The organism is Campylobacter concisus, from assembly GCF_902460625.1.
Taxonomy (GTDB): domain Bacteria; phylum Campylobacterota; class Campylobacteria; order Campylobacterales; family Campylobacteraceae; genus Campylobacter_A; species Campylobacter_A concisus_AD.
Map to the genome: position 1 here is coordinate 140,350 of NZ_CABPUT010000006.1, position 4,202 is coordinate 144,551.

Here is a 4,202-nt window from a genome sequence, read left to right on the forward strand (position 1 = left end):
TCATCTCTGCTTTACAAATTTAAGCTAAAATAGCAAGCTTTAAAGGAGAAAAAATGAGCGAATATGCAAATTTGATATTAGCTATCTTATTAGCTGTTTTGGCATTTGCATTTTATAGGTCAAATAAGGCGTTAAAAAAGGCAAAAGATGATAGCGAAAATCTCTCAGTCAGCACTGAAATTTCGCAGCTAAAAAGCATCGGCGAGCTATCTGTTTTTCAAGTTTATAGCAAAGAGATCGTCACAAAGACAGATCATGCGTTTGGAAATTTTGGCAAAGAGTATCTAAGATGGCTTATAAGCGAGAAGAAGCTTTCGATGATATTTGAGTTTGAGATAAATTTCATCTACGATCTAACTAGTCCAAAACTTGAGATCACGCAGATCGCAAACTCTAGCTACAAGATAAAGATGCCCCCATGTAAGTATAAATTTTCGATCGCCGATATGAAATTTTACGATGAGAAAAACGGCAAATTTATACCATTTTTGCTGCCTGACTCGCTAAATGGGTTTTTTGGAAGTACATTTACAGAAGAGGATAAAAACAGACTAATCGAAGAGGCGAGAAATGAAGTCAAAAAGATGAGTGTCCGCCTTATCTCACAGCTTCAAAGTAAAATTCATAAATCAGCTCGCGACACGCTTGAAGCGATAGCTAAGAGCTTTGGTGCAAACAAAGTTGAGTTTGTCTTTGACGATAATGATGAGCAGATAAGCTCGCAACTAAATTTAGAAAATATTGCATAAAATTTTAAAAAGGAGAAAAAATGAGCGTAAATTCACAAGAAGTCACGCAGACACCAGGCAACAACACAGTCTTTCAAACATGGGTTTTAATAGCTGATAAAAAGGTTTGTAAAGAGGGTTTTGCCGAGCTTTGCTCCTTGGTTGTAAATTTAAATAAAACTGCCAAGATTAGATTTGGCGCAAATGAAAATGTAAACTGCGTCCTTGGCGTGGGTCATGATGCTTGGAAAAAGCTTGAAATTTCAAAAGATCTACCAAAAGAGCTTGTAAATTTTAAAGCGATAAAAGGCGATAAGCACGAAGCTGTTAGCACAAAGGGCGACATCCACATACATATCCGCGCCTTAAATGCACCTGATTGCTTCGATATGGCTCAAGCGATAAAGGCTGTGCTTTTTAAATTTGCAGAGCTTACAGATGAGACGCAAGGCTTTAAGTATCATGACGGTAGGGCGATAATAGGCTTTGTTGATGGCACTGAAAATCCTGAGGGCGAGGAGAGAGATTTCTTTGCTAAAGTTGGCGATGAGGACGCTAAATTTAAAGGCGGCAGCTACGTTTTTGTACAAAAATATTTCCACAATATGAAAGAGTGGAACGCTACAAGCGTAAGCGAGCAAGAAAAGGTAATAGGTCGCTCAAAAGAGCTTGACATCGAGATGAGCGAAGATGTAAAACCTACAAATTCACACTCAGCTGCTGCAAACGTAGGAGATGATAAAAAGGTCGTGCGTGGCAATATGCCATTTACTGAAGGTAGTAAAACAGGCACTTACTTCATCGCTTATGCGAGCACATTTTCGACCGTTGAGGCGATGCTTAAAAAGATGTTTATAGGCGAGCCAAAAGGCAACTCAGATAGGCTACTTGACTTTAGCACACCTGTTACTGGTGCGCTATTTTTTGCGCCGACTATCGACATGCTAAGCGAGTACGAGGGTTAAATTTACAGTGGGGCGAAGCAAATACCCCTTAAATTTATAAGGAAAAAGATGCCAGAGTGGTTTATTTACGCAGCTCTTTCGGCTGTTTTTGCTGCACTTACAGCTATCTTTGCAAAGCTTGGCGTAAAGGATATTGACAGCGATTTTGCGACATTTATAAGAACGATCGTCGTCATTTTGATGCTTGTTTTGCTTTTAAGCGTGGCTAAAAAATGGCAACCATTAAGCTCACTAAACCCCAAAAACTGGCTCTTTCTCATACTAAGTGGCATAGCGACTGGGCTTTCGTGGCTCATGTATTTTAAAGCTATGCAGGCAGGCAAGGTCTATCAAGTGGCGCTGGTTGATAAATTTAGCGTTGTGCTAGCCATTATTTTGGCTGTCATCTTTCTTGACGAGAGGTTAAATTTAAAAGAAATTTTAGCCGTCTGCCTTATTATTTAAGGTGTTATTTTATTGATTTTCAAGTAAAAATTTATACTTTAAATCTAGCTAAAGAATAAAAATCAAAACTAGATTTTCGATGGCGTTTTCTGATCTAAAATTTATTCAAAAATTTTTAATTATCAAGATATCTTTATTGATTTTTAAAAAGCATTAAATAGAGGGTAAATTTAATACTAATTTTAATTCTTTTTCGATAAATTAAAGCGATTTTAACTTTTTAAAGGAGGAAAGATGAAGTCCATAACTTCAAAGATAGCGATGATTATCATCTCATTGCTAGTTATTTCGTTTGCTGCTATTTCGGCAGTCAGCTACTATACAGCGGAAAGTAAGGTAGTAGAGTTGGTCAGCCAGACCCAGGATCAGATTCTAAGTGACATTAAAGCTACTACGGATTCTTTTTTTGAAGAATATTTAGAAGTTGCCAAAAAGTATGCTTCAGATATAGCACAAACACCAAATAATGATGACTCGTACATGGAAAAAACAAAAATGCAAAAAGAAAATGTTAGTCGTCTAGTTACTGATATTTTTTATGGTCGCGAGAGTGATGGACATTTTTTCCAGTCTGACGGCACTAAAACAACTCCTGCTGATAACTACGATCCTAGAACTAGAGGCTGGTATAAAGCAGCAAAGAGTGCAAATGGTGCTATCTATACCGAACCTTATAAAGCTGCCTTGTTTAACGCTTTAGTAATTAGTTTTGCTGCTCCAGTAAATAAAAATGGAAATTTTGATGGTGTTTTGGGGCTTGATTTAAATATGGATGCTTTAAGTAAAAAAATTCTTGAAATGGGTAAAACAAAATATGGCTACGTCTATTTAATAAACAAAGAAGGCGTAATGCTAATGCACAATGACCCAAACAATGTTGGTAAAACCGTTCCTGCTAGCAAATATATTGCTGAGGCTTTTGCAGCTAAAAAATTTGATGAAAATGGACTTATTCCTTATACAAACTATAAAGGCGAAAACGTAACCGCCAAAGTCCTTCCTATAAACGATCAAGGCTGGCTAGCCGTAGCTGCTATCGGAGCGGATACTTTTTCGTCTAACACCTTGCCTTTATTAAAAGCTCAAATAATCCTTGCCGTAGCTTTTATAGTCATACTTTCGGCTATCGTATTTACTCTTCTTAAAAAATCCCTTAGTCCTATTAGAACTATTCAAACCAAGCTTGAAGACGCGTTTAAATTTATCACTTACGAAACCCCTAACGCTCCGGAAAAGCTAGTAGTAACTACGCAAGACGAATTCGGCAGAATGAGCGAATCTATTAACGAAAATATAGAAAAAGTCCTTAACGGCGTAAAAAAAGACAGCGCCTTAATAGACGAGATGAACGGTATAGCAAATCTTATGATAAGAGGCCACATGGGAGCCAAGATTAACTCTACTCCGAATAATCCGGCTTTAGTTCAGTTAAAAGATCTGCTAAATAAATTCTTTGCATCAATTTCTGAAAATTTAAAAGGAATAGCCGTAGTTTTAGCTTCTTACAATAAAAACGACTACACTCCTAGACTAGAGCTAAAACCGGAGCTTGAAAGCGATCTAAGAGATATGATAGTAGGCCTTCAAAGCGCGGGCGACGCCGTAAGCAATATGCTAAGGGAAAATTTAAAAGAAGCTCAGGTTCTAGAAGAAAAAGCTAAAATTCTAGCAGAGTCCATGAGAACTCTAACTGACGGAGCCCATAAGCAAGCCGATTCTATCCAAGAAAGCGCGGCTGCTATAGAAGAGATGAGCAGTTCTATGAACGCCATTAGCCAAAAAGCTAGCGACGTAACAAGACAAAGCGAAGAGATTAAAAATATCATCGTTATTATTAGAGATATAGCTGATCAAACCAATCTACTTGCTCTAAATGCGGCTATCGAGGCAGCTAGAGCGGGTGAACACGGCAGAGGATTTGCCGTAGTCGCCGACGAAGTGCGCAAACTAGCTGAAAGAACTCAAAAATCACTTGGCGAGATCGAAGCTAACGCAAATGTTTTAGCTCAAAGCATTAATGAGATGAGTGAAAGCATCAGAGAGCAAAGCGAAGGCATAAATATGA

Annotated in this window: 4 protein-coding genes; all 4 read left to right on the plus strand. The window is 37.9% G+C overall.

Annotated features, from left to right (window positions below; all coding sequences use genetic code 11):
- The first annotated feature begins 53 nt into the window (after positions 1-53).
- The gene (locus tag F3G69_RS05110) at positions 54-749 is read left to right on the plus strand and encodes a DUF4230 domain-containing protein (protein ID WP_103600984.1); all 696 of its coding nucleotides are present in this window, start codon (positions 54-56) and stop codon (positions 747-749) included.
- 20 nt (positions 750-769) lie between these two features.
- A complete protein-coding gene (locus F3G69_RS05115) occupies positions 770-1,693 on the plus strand; it encodes a Dyp-type peroxidase (protein ID WP_103600985.1) in 924 nt (307 codons plus the stop codon).
- 48 nt (positions 1,694-1,741) lie between these two features.
- The gene (locus tag F3G69_RS05120; protein WP_149714607.1) at positions 1,742-2,137 is read left to right on the plus strand and encodes an EamA family transporter; all 396 of its coding nucleotides are present in this window, start codon (positions 1,742-1,744) and stop codon (positions 2,135-2,137) included.
- 234 nt (positions 2,138-2,371) lie between these two features.
- The coding region (locus F3G69_RS05125; protein WP_149714696.1) for a methyl-accepting chemotaxis protein at positions 2,372-4,202 on the plus strand (1,831 nt) is incomplete at its 3' end.